This is a genomic window from Actinophytocola sp. (assembly GCF_035634895.1).
Classification (GTDB): Bacteria; Actinomycetota; Actinomycetes; order Mycobacteriales; family Pseudonocardiaceae; genus Actinophytocola.
Genome location: NZ_DASQCC010000124.1, coordinates 89,277 through 105,321 on the forward strand (window position 1 = coordinate 89,277; position 16,045 = coordinate 105,321).

Genomic DNA, 16,045 nt, shown 5'->3' on the forward strand with positions numbered 1-16,045 from the left:
GCTGCGATTGGAGGCGGCAGACATGAACACGATGGACGATTGGCGGGACCGCGCCGCCTGCCGCGACGCGGACCCCGAACTGTTCTTCCCGGTGTCCGAGATGGGTCCCGGCGCGCGGCAGGTCACCGAGGCGAAGGCGGTGTGCGCACGGTGCCCCGTGCAGGCGCAGTGCCTCGACTACGCGGTCGACGCTGGTCTGGACCACGGTGTCTTCGGTGGCAGGACCGAGCGAGAGCGGCGCGAGCTGGTTCGCCGGCAGCGCGTGGCCTGAGAGAACGAAGCCCTGGACGCGATGCGCGTCCAGGGCTTCGCCGTGTTCAGCGCACCTGGGTGCTGGCCGGCGGCCCGAGGTAGCTCGGCGCGAGCCCGCCGGTGTCGACGACGATCTTCTGCACCACCACGGTCGGGTCGACGGCCCACACCTTGAGCACGTGCTCACCCGGCCGGTCGATCACCTGCGTGGTGGCCGTGCGGTTCACGTTGTCCGACGTGTTGCGCTCCCACTGCCGGTTCATCGCGGTGTCGTCCGCGCCGGTCGCCGTGGTCACGTTCACCCGTTGCGGCGCCTGGCCGTCCAGCGACACCGCGTAGGTGAGCCCGTCGGTGGGATGCACGTTGTTGCGTGGCGACAGGTACACCCACACCGTGACCGGGCCAGTGGTGTTCACGTTCACCGTGTACTCCAGCCGAGCGCCGGCCGGCTCCCGGCGCGGCGCGGTGACCGGCGCCGGCCGCATCCCGGCGCCGTCCCGCCCGATGTCGGGGATCCGCAGCCAGTCGCCCACGACCCGGCTGGCGCCGTCCGCGGGGATCGACACGTAGCCGTTCGCCTCGACGTAGCCCCGCTTCGGCCTGCTCGCGGGACTGTCCACAACGGCCTCGACGACCACCGTCCGGCCCGCGCCCGTGACCGTCAGCGGCACCCGCGTGGTGCCGCGTGGTGCCCGCCGCCAGTCCACCGTGACCTCGACACGTACCTGCTTGTCCACCGTGCCACGGGACTTCGACACGGACACCCACGGCTGCGCCGAGGAGATCCGGTAGTCGAACGGGGTCGTGCCCCGGTTGAACACCTCGACGTACTGTCGTGGCTGGCTCTGGTACGGGCTGAACGTCGGCAGCACCGCCGGTGTCGTCGCGGCGGGCCACCACTGGTCCGAACCATCGATGGCCACGCCCATGTCGGCCGCCGCCGGCACCTGGATCCGTCGCACGGCGGGGAACACCTCGTCCGGCAGTGCCTGGTTGTTCAGCTCCGGCTGCTGCCACGGCGCGTTCGGGCCGTACCTGGCGACGTCGCCGTAGCCGATCTTCGGCTGCGACTGGAAGTTCTTCCACTTCCCGCCGGCCAGCTCGGTGTTGTAGTACGTGCTCAACGCCTGGTCGTCCGCGAACCGCGCGTCGGTCTCGGCCGCGAGGTCGTTCGTGGCCGCCCGGCCCTGCCGCGCGTAGAGGATGTTCGTGAACTCCGCACGCCGCAGGGAGTACAGGTTCGCCGTCGCCTTCGTCGCATAGCCGACGAGTTGGAAGTAGGCGTCCTGATAGGACTCCGGCAGTGCGCGTCCGACCCGTTCGGCGCGCGACGCCAGCCGCTGCCAGTCCGCGGTCACGCGGTCCATCTCGCGGTAGTTCTCCAGGTAGTACGGCGTCATCTGGTCGTCGTAGGTGACCGTCGTGCCCGGACCGCTGGTGATCCGCCGGTTGAGCAGCTCCGGCTTCCGCCGAGCCTGCAGCACCCCGTAGTCGTGCAGGACGCCGGCGATCTCGGCCGCGTGGCGGGCCGGGAAGTTCTCCGCCGCGTACCTCTTCTCCCACCGCGGCACGTCCCGCAGCGGGATGGGCCGCCACGCGTAGTCGAGGAAGAACTGCAGCGGCAGCTCCTCGTTCTTCATGTCGCCGACGTTCACCACCCACAGCCGGTCGATGCCGTAGCCGCGTGCCGCGTCGAGCTGCTCCCACGTGTTGTCCAGGTTGATCGTGTCGGCCCACTTGTAGTTGCGGCCGCCACCGACATAGTCGAAGTGGTAGTACATCCCGTACCCGCCGGCGCGCGGCGGCAGGCTCGGGTCGGGGAGCTTGCGCATGTTGCCCCAGTTGTCGTCGGTGAACACGACCGTCACGTCGTCGGGCGCGCGCAGGCCCTTGTCCCAGTAGCGTTGCACCTCCTTGTAGAGCGTCCACACCTTCGGCACGCCGGACATCCCCTTGTCGGCCAGGATCTGCCGCTCGCTGTCGAGGATCTCCTGCATCAGCTCGATGCCGTCGCCGTCCGGCAGGCCGACGTCGCCGTTGCCACGCATCCCCAGCGTGACCACGCCCTCGAAGCCCTGCTCCTTCATGCGCTCGATGCCGTCGGCCCAGTACGCCTTGATCGCGTCGGCGTTGCGGCGGAAGCTCCACTCGCCCGTGCCGCCGTACGGGTCGTGGCCGGGCGTCACGACATTGCCGGCTCCGTCGCGGACGGCGGGCACGGCGTGGCGGTTCCACTCCTCGATGCCGCGCATCATCGGCGCCTCGTGCGAGGTGCCCATGACCACGCCGTAGAGCGCGGCGGTCGCGTGGTTGGCCGGGTCGTCCTCCGCGAACGCGCGGCCCCACACCGCCGGCCACAGGTAGTTCGCCTTGAGCCGCAGCATGGTCTCGAACACCCGCGAGTAGAAGCGGCTGTTCAGCCCGCCGGGAAACCCCGGAGCAAGCCCTTGCCCGAACTGCGTCGGCGCCCACCGGTCGAGTGCCGGGTTCTCGTCGTTGATGAAGAACCCGCGGTACTTCACCGCCGGCGTGCCCTGGGTGTGCCGGCCGGGCAACACGTACAGCTGGTCCGTGTGCTTCGCCGGCACGTCGTCCCACCAGTACCACGGCGAGACGCCGATGCGCCGGGAGACGTCGTAGGCGCCGTAGATCGTGCCCCGATGGTCGCTGCCGGCGATCACCAGCGCACGCCGGATGCCGGGCAGCGGGTCGCGCACCACCTGCTGCAGCGACGTCTCCCACTTCCCGGCGATGCCGGTGACATCGAGTTTTCCGTGGCGTACCAGGCCATCGATGAGCGGACTCGCACCGATCGTGCCGACGAGAACGGGTTCGCTGCCGCCCGGCACGTCGTTCAACGACGTGGTCGGCCGCACCCCGGTGACGCGCTCGACGTCGTCCCGGAGGTCGCCGACCACCCGGACCACGCCGGGATGGTCACCCGCGCTCACCACGATCGGCGCGGCTCTTCCATTCGCCACCAAAGGAAAGGCGTCGGGCCGGGGGGTGGTGACCACATAGGACTCCTCGGCCGCCGCCACGGCGGCGGGAGCGGCGACGGCGGGGGTGACCGCGGCGGCGAGAAGCGGAAGCACGATGAGGGCGGCGGTCCTTCTCATGTCGATCTCCGTACTATCGCAGGGCGGAGCCGAAACTTTCGGAACAGTTCCGTAACCTGCCTACGATAGCCAGCGCGCCGCGGGGAATCCAGAGTGCTTGCGGTTCAACGGCTTTCGAAACTTTCGTCTCAGGTCTTCTTGCGTGCCTTGAGAACGACGTCGTTCACGTGACCGGTCTCCGCTGGCGCCGGTGACACCCTCGGCCGGATCTCGTTGACCAGCACCGTCCACGTGTCGTCGAGCAGCTCGGCGACCTCGCCCGGGGTGTAGAAGGCGGTCGGGTCGAAGTGGGGGTTGTGGTCGTCCCAGCCGGTGAGGTCGTGGCCGCCGACGAGCAGCGTGCCGCCAGGCGCCACCGCGGCCAGCATGCCGTGGACCGTCTGCTCGGCGGTGTGGGGGAACGCCGGGTATATCGCCGAGACCAGGTCGAACGCGCCGGTCGGCGGGGTGAACGTGCTCAGGTCGGCGTGGGTCCAGCTCACCTTCGCGTCACCCGCGGCGGCCGCCGCCCGTTCGAGCGCGACCCGTGAGATGTCGACCGCGGTCACGAGCCACCCCCGCCCGGCCAGCCAGATGGCGTCGCCGCCCTCGCCGCAGCCGAGGTCGAGCGCCTGGCCGGGCGGCAGGTCGGCGGCCTCCACGGCCAGCATCCCGTTCGGCGCGCCGCTCCAGAGTCTGTCCTTCGTGCGGTAGAGGTCATCCCAGAATTGTTGGTCCATGGGGACACGATCACCCGCGAGGTCCGATGTCGGCAACCTTTGTTGCTGGTTTGGCAACACGTAGGGTTGAGGCATGATCCACGGCGTTCTCTTCGACTTCTCGGGCACCCTGTTCCGCTTCGAGCCGGGTCCGGACTGGCCCTCGGCCACGGTCGGCGAGGCCGCGCGTGCGCGGCTGACCAGCGTGCTGACCGTCCCGACGATGCCGGCCGAGCTCATCCCGCCCGACCTCGTCGACGCGTGGGAGCGCCGCGACCTCGACCCGGACGTGCACCACACCGTCTATATGGGCCTGCTCGCGGCCAGTGGCGTCGAGCTGACGCCCGCCGAGGCCGACGCGGTGTACGAGAGCGTCACGGACCCGCTGGCCTGGCGGCCCTACCCGGACACGGAGCCGGTGCTGCGTGAGCTCCGCGCGGCCGGTGTGCCGGTGGCCGTGGTGAGCAACATCGCGTGGGAGATCCGGAGCGTGTTCCGGCAGCACGGCGTCGCCGACCTGGTCGACGAGTTCGTCCTGTCCTATGTGGAAGGCGTGGTCAAGCCGGACCCCAAGATCTTCGCGATGGCGTGCCAGCGGATCGGGGTCGCGCCGGAGCGGGCGCTGATGGTCGGCGACAGCCCGGAGAACGACGGCGGCGCCGCGGCCATCGGCTGCACGACCGTGATCGTCGACCCGGTGCCGACCCCGGAGCGCCCATCGGCATTGCGCCAGGCAGTGAGCGGTTTGCTACCCGCCGTGGCGGGTTAACGCTAACATTTTGACCGCTGTGCCGTTTATGTCACGGAGGTCGGGATGCGTCACCAGATCGTTCTCGTCGCGCTGGCACTGCTGACCGGGGTGGTGACGCCGCCACCCCGCGCCGTCGCCGAACCCGTGGCCGGCCCGCCGGGTGGTGACGTCTACACCTACCTGGAGAACCCCGAGATGATCGGCGAGGGCCAGGAGCCGCACCACGCGTTCCTGCGCCCGTACGCCGGCACCGCGAGCGCGGCCCGCGGGGCGGAGCGGAGCCCGTACGTGCGCTCGCTCGACGGGGAGTGGCGCATCGCCATGGCCGACCTGCCCGAGCACGTCCCGGCCGGGTTCCAGGCCGACGGCTACGACACCTCGCGCTGGCGGAAGGTGACCGTCCCGCACACGTGGCAGACCGACGGGCTCGACCACCCGATCTTCCGGAACATCGCGACCGAGATCCAGCCGGACGACCCGCCCCACGTGCCGAGGGACGTCAACCCGACGGCCGCCTACACGCGCGACTTCGACGTGCCGGCCGACTGGACCCGGCGCGCGACCTTCCTGCGCTTCGAGGGCGTGACCTCCGGCTACCTCGTGTGGGTCAACGGCCGGTACGTCGGCTACGACCAGGGTGGCTACACGCCGGCCGAGTTCGACATCTCCGCGGCGCTGCGGCCGGGCCACAACCGGCTCGCCGTGCAGGTGCACCGGTGGACGGCCGGCTCCTACCTCGAGGACTACGACCAGTGGCGGTACGCCGGCATCTTCCGCGATGTGAACGTGTACACCACGCCCTCGACCTTCCTCCAGGACGCGACGCTGCGCACCGATCTCGACGCCGCCTACACCGACGCGACCCTCACGGCCGCGGTCGAGCTGGGCCACAAGGCCGGTGGGACGACCGGGCGGCACCGGGTGACGGCGAGCCTGCGTGACCCGCGCGGGCGCGAGGTGGGCCGGACGAGCACGGTCGTCGACGTCACCGGACCCACGACCGCCCAGCTGGCCCTGCCGGTCCGCGACCCCGCGAAGTGGTCGGACGAGACGCCGAACCTCTACACCGTCGTGTTGACGCTCACGGGACCGGACGGCCGCGTCACGCACACCACGAGCGACACCGTCGGGTTCCGGGAGATCGAGATCCGCGACCGGGTCCTGCTGGTCAACGGGAAGCGGGTGCTGTTCAAGGGGGTGAACCGCGCCGAGACCGACCCGGAGCACGGCCGGCACGTGCCACGCGCCGCCCAGCGGCACGACGTGGCGCTGATGAAGCGGCTGAACCTCAACGCCGTGCGGACGTCGCACTACCCGTCCGACCCGTACTTCTACGACCTGGCGGACTCCCGCGGGCTGTGGATCGACGACGAGGTCGACATCGAGACCCACGACCACGAGAACTGCGCGGTGTGGTGCGAGGCCAACCAGCCCGAGTGGCGGGCCGCGTTCCTCGACCGGCTCGTCGCCATGGTGGAGCGGGACAAGAACCACCCGAGCGTGTTCATGTGGGACACCGGCAACGAGGCGGGCCTCGGCGCGCACCACTTCGCGATGGCGGACTGGTTGGCCGCCAACGAGCCGACGCGGCCGAAGTACCACCAGTCCAACAACCCGGACGGTGACGCGCCGTACGCCGACGTGTGGGGGCCGCGCTACCCGTCGCCGGAGAGGTTCGCGCAGCAGGCGGAAACCACGACCAAGCCGCTGATCTTCGGCGAGTACGCCCACGCCATGGGCAACAGCCTCGGCAACTTCCGTGAGTTCTGGGACATCATCCGCGCGCACCCGCAGACACAGGGCGGGTTCATCTGGGACTGGGCCGAGCAGAGCATCAGCCAGCCCCTGCGGATCGTGCCGGACACGTCCGGCAACGGCATCTCCGCGCACCTGTCGGGCGCACCGTCGCTTGTGGACGGACACCGGGGCAAAGGTCTTCACCTGTCCGGCCTGGATGACTTCGTCGAGGTCTACCGGGACCGCAGGCTCGACCTGACCGGCACGGCCGTGACGCTCGACGCGTGGGTGAAGCCGGCGGCGTGGAGCGGCGACTTCCGCATCGTCGGCAAGGGCGACCACCAGTACACGCTGAAGATGAAGACGGCCGACACACTGGAGTTCTTCATCCACAGTGGCACCTGGCGGTTCGTGCAGGCGAAGGTGCCGGCGGACTTCTACGGCAACTGGCACCGGGTGAGCGGCACCTACGACGGTTCGATGCTGCGGCTGTACATCGACGGACGCGAGGTCGGGAACCTGGCGTTCAGCGGCCGGATCGACTCGTCGTCCGCCGACGTCGAGATCGGTCGCGACTTCGAGACGTCGTGGAACGACCCGAGCTCCATCGGCCGGATGGCGCACGGGGTGGTCGACGACGTGCGCATCTACGACCGAGCGTTGACGGCCGCCGAGCTGTCCGGCGACACGCCGGCCGGCAATGCCTTGCTGGCACTGGACTTCGACCGCATCCAGGAGCGGGGGAGCTACCTCGCGTACGGCTCCAGCCTGTCCGGGCTGGACGGTCTGGTCGGCTCGGACCGCTACGCGCAGCCGGAGACGGCGCAGCTCGCGTGGGCGCAGCAGCCGCTGCGGTTCTCCTACGCCGCCGGGACTCTCACGGTCGGCAACGAGCGGCAGTTCGCCGGCACCGACGGTCTCCGGCTGCGCTGGCGGGTGACCGAGGGGTCGAAGGTCGTGGCGAGCGGCGAACAACCGCTGCGGGTGGCGGCCGGATCGACCGGCACCGTACCGGTTCCCGTGCCGGCCAACCCCCGCGACCGGGAACGGTTCCTGACCGTCGAAGCGGTGACCGCGGCCGGCGACGCGACCCTGCCGCGCGGGCAGGTGCTGGCGCACGACCAGTTCTTCCTGGACGGCACCCGCGTGCCCGGCCTCGACGCGGCACCGCGGCGCGCGGTCACCACGACCGAGACCGACGCGGCGGTGGTCGCCTCGGTGGGCGAGACCCGGTACACGGTGGACAAGAAGTCCGGCGCGCTGTCCTCGATCGTCGTGCGGGGCAGGGAGTTGCTCACCCGCGGTCCTGAGCTGGACGCGTGGCGCGCGCCCATCAGCAACGAGACCTTCGCGTGGGGCCGCGCCGAGGGCGAGGACTGGCGGCGGGTCGGCCTCGACCGGTTGGCGACCACGGTCACCGGTGTGACGGTCACCCCCGCGCCCTCCGGTGTCCAGGTCGCGGTGACGTCCCGCGTGGCGGCGCCGGACGTGGGCGGCGCGTGGTTCGACCAGACGATGACGTACACGGTCGACGGCACGGGCACCGTCCAACTGGGACACAGGGTGACTCCGCAGGGCGACGTGCGCACGCTCACCTACCTGCCCAGGATCGGCGTGCGGCTGGCGGTGCCGTCGTCCTACGACCGGTTCGCCTGGTACGGCAGGAAGGTGGAGAGCTACGTCGACCGGCGTGAGGGCTCGTCGATCGGCGTGTACTCCTCGAGTGTCGAGGACCAGTACACGCCCTACTACCGGCCGCAGGACCACGGCAACCACACCGACGCGCGGTGGGCGCTGCTGACCGACGGCCGCACCGGCGGCCTCCTGGTCGCCGGCGCCAGGGATGTGAGCGTCACCCGGTACGACGACCTCGACCGGGCGGCGTACCCGTTCCAGCTGCGCCCGAACGACGGCTGGCACACGCTGCATGCCTCGTACGCGGTCACGGGCGTCGGCGACACGCCGAACCCGGTGCGGGAGCACTACCAGGTCCAGCAGAACCAGACGTACGAGTACACGCTCACACTGCGCCCACTGACCGCGGCGGAGGCGCGGGCCGGACTGCCGGCAGGGGCGTAGGGGCTAGTCTGCCGCCGCGGCACGGAGGGCGTCGACGACGTGACCGGCCGGACCGGTGAGTGGTCGGGGGAGTCGCGCCAGCACCAGGCGACGCGGCTCCCCGCCGACCTGTCTGACGCTCACACCGGTTGGTACGACCGCTGCCAGGACAGCGGGAACCGTGGTGATCCCCGCACCCGCCGCGACGAGGGCGAGCTTCGCGAGCCAGTCCCGTGCGGTGTGCGCGATGACCGGCCGCTCGTCCAGTCCGGGCCAGACCCCCATCTCGCCCGCGGAGGAACTGGCGATCCACCGCTGACCACGGAGGTCCTCGACGGACACGGACCGCGCCGCGGCGAGCGGATGCCCGGCCGGCACCGCGACACACAGGTCCCGCTCGGTGAGCGTCGACACCCGCAGCGGCGGCGACACGGTGTCGAACGGCCGGAACGGCGGAACCGCGGCCAGGAGCGCGAGGTCGAGGGTGCCGGCCCGCAGCGCACGGACGAGCGACGGCGTGCTGCCCTCCCGGCTCGTGACGGTGATCGCCGGATGGCTACGGCGAAGCGCGGCAAGCGCACGTGGCACGAGCGCACCGCCGGCACTGGCGAACCACCCGAGCCGGACGACGCCACCCTCGTCGGGCAGCCCGGCCAGCTCACGTTCCGCCGCGGACACCTCGCTGAGCACGTTGACGGCCCGGCGCAACACCACCTGTCCGGCGGCGGTGAGGCGCACGCCGTCCCGGCGGCGTTCGAGCAGGACGGCGCCGACCACTTGCTCGAGCGTCGCGATCTGGCGTGAGACGGCCGACTGGGTGTACCCGAGCGCGCCCGCCGCGGCGGTGAGCGTGCCCCGCTCGGCCACCTCGCGAAGCACACGCAACCCGGTGATGGAGAGGTCCATGAGGTTTACGCATACCATGGTTGCGGAACTTTCGTTGGCCGCATGATCGCGATGTTCCTACCGTGGTGGCATGACACGTACAGCCCTTGTCACCGGGGCAAACCAGGGCATCGGGTACGCACTGATCGAGGAGTTGGCCGCCCGCCTGGCCCCGTCGGACCGCGTCCTGCTGACCGGCAGGGACGCCGACCGGGTAGCGGCGGCGGCGGACCGAGCCCGTGCGCGCGCCACGAGCCAGGTCGAGGGCCGAGTGCTGGACGTCAGCGACCCGGAAGCCATCGCGTCGCTGGCCGGCGAACTGGGACACACCGACATCGTGATCTCGAACGCCATCGCCCCGCTGGTACCGGACCGCCCCCAGGCCGAACAGGCGGACGAGTTCCTGGCGGTGTCGAACGGCGCCACACACGCCGTACTGCGCTCGTTCGCCCCGACCCTGCCTCCCGGCGGGAGGCTGCTGATCGTGGCGAGCGGCCTGGGCACACTGGGCTACCTGGATCCCCGGCTACACCCCCTGTTCGACGAGGTGACCCTGGCCGAGGTGGAGACAGCGGTCGACGACTGGCGAAGGTCCATCCACGACGGCACCGCCCGGGAGAAGGGCTGGCCGGCGTGGTTGAACGTGCCGTCCAAGGTGGCACAGGTGGCGGCCGTCCGCGCGGCGGCGACGAGGCGACGTGCGGAGGACCTGGCCAACGGCAGGCTGATCGCCGCGGTCTGCCCGGGCCTGGTCGACACGAGAGCGTCCCGCCCGTGGTTCGACGACTTCAGCCGGGCGAAGACCCCGGCGGAGTCGGCAAAGCCGATCGTGGACCTGGTCCTGAACCCCCTGGACCCGGCGATGTACGGAGAACTGGTGCAGTTCGGCAAGGTCCTACCGTGGCGGAACGGCGAACCGATGGACCGCGAGGTCAGCTGATCAGGCCGTGCGGTCGTGCTCAGCGGCCTCCCGCGCGATGTCGATGCGCGACCGCACGTTCAGCTTGGCCAGGATGTGCGAGACGTGGGTGCCAACGGTCCGCGGGGAGAGCACCAACTGCTCGGCGATCTGCCGGTTGGACATACCCTCGGCCACCATCCCGGCGATCTTCGTCTCGGTCGGCGTGAGACTCGCCCACCCTTCCTGCACCTGCCGATGCTTGACCCGAGGCCCCCGCCGGATGCCGTGCTGACGAAGCTGGGCCCGCAGATGGGCGAGATCCCAGTTGGCACCGAGCCGGTCGTAGAGCTCGTCGGCCCGCGTGAAGGCGGACCGGGCGGCATCCCGGTCCCCACGAGTGGCAAACCTGATGGCGGCGGCCTCGAGCGCCTTGGCCCGCAGGAGGGGACGCCCAGCGTCGCGGTACCGATCGGCGGCCTGCTGCAACAGGAAGGGATCCCGTTCCAGCAGCCCGCGACAGTAAGCAGCGGTCCCAAGCCGATGCGGCACCTGCGACCGCCGAGCGAGAATCGCCGCCTGCTCGGCGACGTCGGCCGCCGCATCACCTGTCCCGGTGTGCGAGGCGAGCCGAGCGACCTCGGGCAGCAGGTCCTCGAGCTCGTCGAGCTCCTCGGCATCTCCAGCGACCCGGGCGGTGAGCACGGCCAACGCCTGATCCGACTGGTCAGCCACCTCATGGTCGAGGCTGAGAGCCAAGGTCAGCGACGACACCACCCGGTTGCCGATCTGCTCCGCGCTGGGCGCCGCCAGACTCAGGTGCCGTCGCGCGGTAGCCGGATCGCCCCGGTGAAACGCGATGACCGCGGCGATCCCACGGTCGCAGCAGGTGGCGCCGGGATCCTTGAAGTCGTCGGGCAGGGCATCGATCTCGGCCTGTGCGTCATCCCACCGTCCGACCTCGAACAGTAACTCTCCCAACGTGGTCTGCGCCTGGGCCAACCGAACGAGGCTGCCGCTGCGGTCGGCGAGCTGCCGAACCTTGAGGGCGGTGCCCAACGCCTCGTCGTACCGATCGAGGTCCCCGAGCGCGACGGCCTTGTTGATCTGCAACAGCAAGCGTAGGTCGGTGAGAGTGGGGTCGTCTCCGATCACATCCAGAGCACGGTCGAAGAGGGGCAGCGCCATCGCGACGTCGCCACGCATGATCGAAACCACGGTCAGGACGTGCAGCGACCACCCGAGGGCCCAGTTGTCGCCGGCCTCCTCCGCGGTCGCCAACGCCTTGGCGGCCACGTTGCCGGCTACCGACACCTCCCCGAGATCCCGGTGGGCCCGCGCGGTGAGCACGAGCAGCCGGGCCCGCTGCTGCGCGGAGATACCCGCTATCCCGTACGCGCGCTCCAACGCTTCCAAGGCCTCGTCGGATCGGCCGAGCATCGCCCGAGACTGCGAGACCGTCCAATGAAGATCGACAAGTAGGTCCGGATCGGCGACCATGCTCATGGCCCGGCTCGCGACCTGTACCGCTTCATCACCCTCGCCCGCGCGGTACAGCGCCTCCGCCAACCGGCACACGAGCACGGCCCCCCGGGGGGTGTTCGCCGGCGACCGGTCGGACGCCTTGCGCAGGAGCTGGATGGCATCCTTCGGTGCTTGGGCGATCAGCGACGGTGCGGCGTCGACAGTCCAGTTCAGCAGCGCGTCGTCCAGCGGGTCCGCGTTCGGAACGCTGATGGCGTGGAGTAACTGACGGGCGACCCGGGGCGTGGGGACGCCCGCCGCGGCGAGGGCCTTGGCCGCGTCGCCGTGCCACGCCGGCCGTAGCGGACCGGCGATGTCGTCGTAGAGCGCGCTTCGGATCAACGGATGCCGGAACGCGAGCTTGTCGCCGAGGTCCTTCAACACACCAGCGGTGCGTGCCTCGTCGATGGCCGGTACCAGTTCGGCGACCCTCCGGTGGAGGACTATCGCGAGGTCCGCGACCAGGAACTCCCCGCCCAGCAAGGCCGCCGCCTGCAACACCTTTCGGACCTCGGTCGGGAGGAAGTCGAGCCGGTCGGTGATCGCGGCGACGAGCGAGTCGGGTACCGGACCGCTCACCACCTCGACCGCGCCGGACTCGCTCACGGTCAGCCGCTGGGCTCGAACCAGCGCGTCCAGCAGCTCGGTCAGGTACAGCGGGTTGCCCCCCGCCTCTTCTGCGAGCCGCATCAGGTTCTCGCCGGGCTGGCCCTCCGAGATCGTCGCCACCAGATCGGTCACTGCCTGCTCTGCCAGACCGTCGAGGCGAAGCAGGCCGTCCGCGCCGACCACGCGCCGCACCGCGAGCAGCTCGTCGCGTTGCGGAACGGGACGAACGATGCCGATCAGCAGCAACGGGGAGCGGTCCAGTGACCGCGCCAACCACTCCCACACACTGATCGTCGAGAGGTCACCCCACTGGAGGTCGTCGACGACCACCACCGTCGGGTTCGCGCTGGACAGCTTGGTCATGAGGGCGAGCATCTGCTCCGCGGCGGCCACGGCGGGATCCACCGAGCTGGGGAGCTCACCGCGCAGCAGCCGCTGGATGGTGTCAAGACGTGGTTCGCCGGACCACCTGGACAGCAAGGCCTCCAGGAGCGGCTGCAGGGGGAGCGTCCGGCCGAGCTCGTCACACTCGGCCCAGAAGGTCGCGAAGTTCCGTTGCTCCGCCGCGGCGACCGTCGCGCGCGCGAGGGAGGACTTGCCGATGCCAGGCTCACCTTCGATCAGCACCGCGTGGCCGGTGCCGGATGCGAGGTCGTCGAGCCATCCAAGTAGTCGGGACAACTCGGCCTCGCGGCCGACTAGCGCGTGAGCGTCACTCGGCATGGCTTCGACAGTATTGCTTATCGCCGCATGGAACAACGGTTGGCGGGAAGGTTACGCCAACCGAGGCCGTGGTCATTCCGTTGCTCGTTTGTTAACTCTCGGTTATTAGGAATTACTTGAGCTATTTTAGAACCGTATGCGATCATTTGTTGGACGGTATAGTTTGGGCCCAACTACTCTCCACACTCGCTGCGATGGTGTACCACTATTCGCGCGATCTTCTCTTCTATCCAACAACCCGGTTGAGGAATATTGGGAGGCAAAGTGAATGTCGCGCGGATAGTGGTCGCCCTCGTGGCGTCGGTGGTCATGGTGGTCGGAGTGGCCGGTACCGCGGCCGCAGACCCTCCCGAGATGACTCACAACACCATAGTGCCGGAGATGACCCACAACTGACAAGTGCCCGAAGGGATGCAATTGTCAGCACTTCCTGGTCAGTTGACTCCGAGATAGAACCCGGTCGCAGGGCGCCGTCGAGGTGGTACCAGCATCTCGACCGCGCCCTGCTGCCCGGTGTACAGCTCTGTCCTGCAATGCGTAGCCCAGATTGACGAGCCGGCCGCCGAGCCGGCATTCGTCGGCTACTGCGATTTGTTCTCTTCGTTGGGCGTCCGTGTCCAGCATGCGTAGCACGAACCGGGCGATCTGATTGTTGATGCTCGACATTTCTGCTACAAGCACCAGCTCGTCGTGCCAGTCCTCCGCGGCCACCACATTCACCCCAAAGCGATTCGCTCTTCAGTCTTTTCTGACAATAGCCAGTCTGCGCCGGGGGCGACGTAGGAGACATCGGTCAACTGACGGATGTGGGAAGGGCAGTTGCCGGGACGATCACTACCCCGATCGGGTGACGAAACTGTGATCAACATGCGCCTGCTCGTGCATATGCATTGGCACGGACCTTGACGACCATGTGATGGTGCACGCTCCGTCACAGAATCAATGGGTGTGGCACATCCAATGGCGGAGCGGTCCGCGCCACCGGAGCCGCTGGTGCCCTCTGCCGGCTGGATCTTCCGGCACTCGCCGCCGCCCCGGGAGACGGGCTCACCGCCGTCGTCGTCGGGCCTCGCGTACTGGGAAGTCGGCCCTGCTCAGGGCCATCGAGCTGACCTACGAACGGGCTGGTAGCAGGCCCGTCGGGGTCCATCGGGGCACCGACCTCGCGGGCGTCGCCGAGACCGTTCCACTGCTCGTGGACGATGCTGACCGGCTCGATTCCGCGACCCTTGCGGTGCTGCGGACGCGGGCTGGAAACCCCGGGCCGCGCACGGTGGTCACTTACCGTCTGTGGCCGCGGCACGGTGGGCTGTCGGCACTCGGGCGCGGCTCTCCCGGCACCACTCGCCGTCGTGCTTGGGTACCTCGACAAGGAGGCGGTGGCAGCGGTCGTCGGGCGGCGTGGCAAATGCCAGCCTTCTGCCACCCTGGCTGCCCTCGTGTTCGAGCAAGTCCGGCGGCTTGCCGATGTTCGTCGGTCTTGTCACTCAGGCACTACTCGACACCGGCCGCCTCGACCCCGAACACCCCGAGCGGTTCCGGCGCCCAGCCGGATTTCGGTCTCGCCGGGTCTCGCCGAGCGGCTTCGTTATCTTCTTGAGCCCCGCGAACCGGCTATTTACCAACTGATCGAGGCACTTGACGCCGGCGTATTGGCAGAGCTCCCGGCACCGACCCCGCCGGGCTCACTGACACCGTCGAGGCCGCCCGCGCTGCCGGTCTGCTCACCGACAGTGGCGAGCTGATCGTCTTCGTCCGCAACCTCATGACGGTCCTCCGCACCCGCGACATGCAGCGCCGCCACGCCGAGATCTCGCTCAGCCACGGCGGTCCGGTGCTCGACGCCGGCCGTCGCCTCGCCGACGCCCATGCGACGGCGCCCGCGCCTCCGAGGTGCTCGCGGCCGACAAGGCTCTGCGCACCTCCCCTCAGCTCGCCGGTGAGTTCTTCGACCCCGCCGTTCGCGCAGGTGGCAGGCCTGTCACCTGCCCGGCACAACCAGGACGCCGGCGATTCGGCCCGCGCGTCGCGGCCGGCCGACGAGACCCTGTCCATCGCGGACACGCCCCTGCCGACCGGTGGCGCGATATCGGTGACCGCGGTCGTGCTCGCCCAGCGTGGGTTCGCCGGCCGCGCCGCCGAGCTGTCCCGGGCGACGCCGACGCTCTTCTGGCCGTGCCGGCGTTCCTCGCGACCGGCGATCCCGCAACGCCCACGCGGTGCTCGACACGGCCCCGCCCAGTACCGACGACACCCCCACCCTCACCGCCCCTGCCATTCGCCTGCTCGCCAACGGTCCGCTGGCGACGATTGACGGGGACCTGCCGGCAGCGCTCTCCGACCCTGACGCGGTTCGCGGGACTTCTCGAGCCCGCCGGGGAAGCCGTGCTCCTCCCGCACAGCCCCGCCGAGGTCGCGGCAATTGTCGCGACACAGTGCGGAGAGGCGGCGCTCGCCGACGCGACGCTGGGCAGGTGGCCGCCAAGGTCGGCGGCGAAGACCGTCGAGAACCACGCGGTACGCGTGACGACCCGGCTCGGCGTCGACGGCCACGACGAGCTGTTCAACCGCCTACGCGGACTGCTGTGGACCGGGGCAGCAACCACGGCGTGGCCAGCAGGCACACCCCGGCGAGCCCGAGCGCGGTCCGGGTGCCCGTGACCGACGCCAACAACCCCCACAGCACCGTCAGTGCGGCGATGCTGGCCCGGACGGTGACCGACCACGCCGTCAGTGTTCTCACCACCCGGTCCGCCGGTGTGTGCTCGAGCCGGAACGTGGCGGACAACGG

The 16,045-nt window shown here is 70.0% G+C and carries 9 protein-coding genes and 1 pseudogene; 4 read left to right on the top strand and 6 right to left on the bottom strand.

What is annotated here, in order from left to right; translation table 11 throughout:
• The first annotated feature begins 22 nt into the window (after positions 1 to 22).
• Positions 23 to 271, top strand: a complete 249-nt coding sequence (locus tag VET29_RS18135; protein WP_414636526.1) for a WhiB family transcriptional regulator — start codon at positions 23 to 25, stop codon at positions 269 to 271.
• A gap of 46 nt (positions 272 to 317) precedes the next feature.
• Here the strand turns inward: VET29_RS18135 and VET29_RS18140 are convergent, their stop codons facing one another.
• Positions 318 to 3,371 (bottom strand): glycosyl hydrolase 115 family protein, encoded by a 3,054-nt coding sequence (locus VET29_RS18140; protein WP_324921730.1) that lies wholly within the window; start codon positions 3,369 to 3,371, stop codon positions 318 to 320.
• Positions 3,372 to 3,499: 128 nt separating this feature from the next.
• Complete coding sequence (locus VET29_RS18145; protein WP_324921733.1) at positions 3,500 to 4,090, bottom strand: class I SAM-dependent methyltransferase; 591 nt, start codon at positions 4,088 to 4,090, stop codon at positions 3,500 to 3,502.
• 73 nt (positions 4,091 to 4,163) lie between these two features.
• Here VET29_RS18145 and VET29_RS18150 point away from each other — a divergent pair, with 73 nt between their 5' ends.
• Both VET29_RS18150 and VET29_RS18155 read left to right on the top strand, forming a co-directional pair.
• A complete protein-coding gene (locus VET29_RS18150; RefSeq protein ID WP_324921735.1) occupies positions 4,164 to 4,838 on the top strand; it encodes an HAD family hydrolase in 675 nt (224 codons plus the stop codon).
• Positions 4,839 to 4,883: 45 nt separating this feature from the next.
• On the top strand, positions 4,884 to 8,636 hold the full coding sequence (locus VET29_RS18155) for a glycoside hydrolase family 2 TIM barrel-domain containing protein (protein ID WP_324921737.1): 3,753 nt from the start codon (positions 4,884 to 4,886) through the stop codon (positions 8,634 to 8,636).
• 3 nt (positions 8,637 to 8,639) lie between these two features.
• On the opposite strand, the gene VET29_RS18160 is transcribed toward VET29_RS18155, so the two are convergent.
• Positions 8,640 to 9,521: a LysR family transcriptional regulator gene (locus VET29_RS18160; RefSeq protein ID WP_414636527.1), complete on the bottom strand. Its 882-nt coding sequence runs from the start codon at positions 9,519 to 9,521 to the stop codon at positions 8,640 to 8,642.
• Between the two features lie 70 nt (positions 9,522 to 9,591).
• On the opposite strand from VET29_RS18160, the gene VET29_RS18165 reads away from it, so the two are divergent.
• A complete protein-coding gene (locus tag VET29_RS18165; RefSeq protein WP_324921740.1) occupies positions 9,592 to 10,440 on the top strand; it encodes an SDR family NAD(P)-dependent oxidoreductase in 849 nt (282 codons plus the stop codon).
• Here the strand turns inward: VET29_RS18165 and VET29_RS18170 are convergent, their stop codons facing one another.
• From VET29_RS18170 to VET29_RS18180, 3 genes and pseudogenes are all read right to left on the bottom strand, one after another.
• Positions 10,441 to 13,254, bottom strand: coding sequence for a helix-turn-helix transcriptional regulator (locus tag VET29_RS18170; protein WP_324921742.1), 2,814 nt, complete (start codon positions 13,252 to 13,254; stop codon positions 10,441 to 10,443). It lies immediately after the preceding gene.
• 1,618 nt (positions 13,255 to 14,872) lie between these two features.
• Positions 14,873 to 15,124, bottom strand: coding sequence for a hypothetical protein (locus VET29_RS18175; protein WP_324921744.1), 252 nt, complete (start codon positions 15,122 to 15,124; stop codon positions 14,873 to 14,875).
• Between the two features lie 693 nt (positions 15,125 to 15,817).
• Positions 15,818 to 16,045: pseudogene (locus VET29_RS18180) on the bottom strand (MFS transporter); the annotation flags it as partial.